Below are 2,631 nucleotides of genomic sequence, written 5' to 3' on the forward strand. Positions count from 1 at the left end.
CTATCAATGGCAAGGTTAAACAGCGCCAATTCAAATAACCGTTCCTCAAGCTCCAAACGAATGCGGATGCGCCAAATGTCTTCCAATTTGAACGCTTTCTTCTGCCCAACTCTTTTCCCTTTATTCCAAGCAACCATAATGTGCTCCTTACTTCATAAAAATCACTGTTAAGTAAGGCAGAACTCAAGGAAATTTGCTTAGTTACTGGTATCATAAGGCCAATTTTTCGAACTTAAGAAACCCGTAATGAACGAACAAGAACAACTATTCCTGAAAGAGCTGGAAAGCAAGCTCTGGACAGCAGCAGACAAACTACGCGCATCACTCGATGCCTCCCAATATAAACATGCGGTACTTGGCTTAATTTTCGTTAAATACGTGTCTGACGCCTTCACGCTTCGCCAAGAAGAACTAAAACAAGACTTTGCTAACCCTGATCACGAGTATTTCCTCGATCCTGAAGGTTACACGGCTGAAGAACTTGAACAAGAAATCGCGATTGAGCTGGAACAGCGCGATTACTACAAAGAGAAAAACGTGTTTTGGCTGCCGACAGAATCTCGTTGGAAGTTCCTGCAAGACAATGGCCCGATGGTCATTGGTGGTGCCGATTTGGTTATTGATGGTAAGACGAAGAAAATTACTTCTGTTGGTCACCTGATTGATAACGCGCTGGAAGGCATTGAACGCGACAACCAGAAGCTAAAAGGTGTACTCAACAAGCACTACGCCGCTCTAAAAATTGATCAGGCAAAACTTAATGAGCTGATCAACCTAATCGCGACCATTCCGTTTAATCATAAATCCCTGAACAGTAAAGATATACTTGGTCATATTTACGAATACTTCTTAGGCCAATTTGCGCTTGCTGAAGGTAAGAAAGGCGGTCAGTTCTACACTCCTGCATCAATCGTTTCGCTGATTGTTGAGATGATTGAGCCGTTTGAAGGCCGTGTCTATGACCCTGCAATGGGTTCCGGCGGCTTCTTTGTGCAATCAGAGAAGTTTATTGAACGTAGAGCCAACCAAAAAGAGATTGACCCGCTCACACAAAAACAAAGAATCTCGATTTACGGTCAGGAATATAACTACACCACATGGCAGCTTGCTGCGATGAACATGGCAATCCGTGGCTTGGATTACGATTTTGGTAAGGAGCCTGCCAGTACCTATACAAATGACCAACACCCTGATTTGCGAGCTGATTTCATCATGGCGAACCCGCCTTTCAATATGAAAGAGTGGAATACAGGTGTCGATGATAACGATCCACGCTGGGTATATGGCACTCCACCATCAGGTAACGCCAACTTCGCGTGGATGCAGCACATGCTTTACCACCTTGCACCAGATGGTTCTCAAGCCTTGTTACTTGCCAATGGTTCGATGAGTTCAACCACCAACAACGAAGGTGAAATTCGTGCGGCCTTGGTCGAGAATGATTTGGTGGAATGCATGGTTGCGCTTCCGGGACAACTGTTTACCAACACCCAAATCCCTGCTTGTATCTGGTTCTTAACCAAAAACAAAAAGGCTCGTACTGATAAATCAGGTCGTAAGCTGCGTGATCGCAAAGGCGAAGTGCTGTTTATTGATGCACGAAACCTTGGCTATATGAAAGACCGTGTGCTTCGAGATTTTACCCAAGATGATATCCAGAAAGTCGCTGACCTATACCATGCATGGAAAACAGGCGAAGAAGTAAATGGTATTGCTTATGAAGACCAATCAGGTTTCTGCAAATCCGCAACGTTGGAAGATATTAAGAAACACGATTTTGTTCTGACTCCGGGACGTTACGTTGGCGCAGCAGAAGAACTAGACGATGGTGTTCCATTTGGTGAAAAAATGGCAACGCTAACCGCCAAATTAAGTGAGCAATTTTCGGAATCGGCAACGCTAGAAGTTGAGATCAAGAAGAACTTAGCGGGGTTGGGTTATGAGCTTTGATTGGCCAACAGTAACTCTAGCTGAAATTACTTCTCGTATAGGTGATGGTCTTCATGGTACACCCAAGTATGACGATAATGGTGACTATTATTTTATCAATGGGAACAACTTATCTAACGGTAAAATTATCATTAATGAAAAGACTAAACGAACGGATGAGTCTCAATATCTCAAACACAAAAAGGATCTTAACGACCGTACCCTTTTGGTCTCTATTAACGGTACTTTAGGAAACATTGGCACCTATCAAGGTGAGAAAGTGTTTCTTGGGAAAAGTGCGTGTTATTTAAACGTGCTTCCTAATGTAAATAAAGATTATGTCATGTACGTCCTCACGTCTAAACACTTTCAAGACTACATCCATAATTTAGCAACAGGTTCTACAATCAAAAATGTTGGTTTGAAACTCATTAGGGAATACGAGTTTCAATTACCAGATATTACGACTCAGAACAAAATTGCTAACGTTTTGGTGTCAATCGACTCTAAAATTTCAGTCAACCAGCAGATAAATCAAACACTAGAAGAAATGGCACAAGCCATCTTCAAGTCATGGTTTGTCGATTTCGATCCAGTCAAAGCCAAGATGAACGGCGAGCAACCAGAGGGTATGGATGCGGCTACTGCCTCGCTATTCCCCGAAAAGCTAGTTGAGTCTGAGTTGGGGTTGATTCCTAAAGG

Annotated in this window: 2 protein-coding genes and 1 pseudogene; 2 read left to right on the forward strand and 1 reads right to left on the reverse strand. The window is 43.0% G+C overall.

The genetic code is table 11. From position 1 onward, the window contains the following. Positions 1-137, reverse strand: a pseudogene (locus ACWPOD_RS23585) (integrase); the annotation flags it as partial. Between the two features lie 109 nt (positions 138-246). Here ACWPOD_RS23585 and ACWPOD_RS23590 point away from each other — a divergent pair. Further along, positions 247-1,950 carry a class I SAM-dependent DNA methyltransferase gene (locus tag ACWPOD_RS23590; protein WP_456232301.1) on the forward strand — a complete coding sequence of 568 codons (1,704 nt, stop codon included), beginning with the start codon at positions 247-249 and terminating at the stop codon, positions 1,948-1,950. Next, on the forward strand, positions 1,940-2,631 hold a 692-nt coding region (locus ACWPOD_RS23595), incomplete at its 3' end, for a restriction endonuclease subunit S (RefSeq protein ID WP_456232302.1). The genes ACWPOD_RS23590 and ACWPOD_RS23595, both read left to right, overlap by 11 nt.

The sequence above is a fragment of the Vibrio sp. JZG120 genome (genome assembly GCF_053890955.1).

Excerpts from the sequence above, each read along its gene's own strand:
- ACWPOD_RS23590 (WP_456232301.1), top strand. The coding sequence starts at position 247 with ATGAACGAACAAGAACAACTATTCCTGAAAGAGCTGGAAAGCAAGCTC.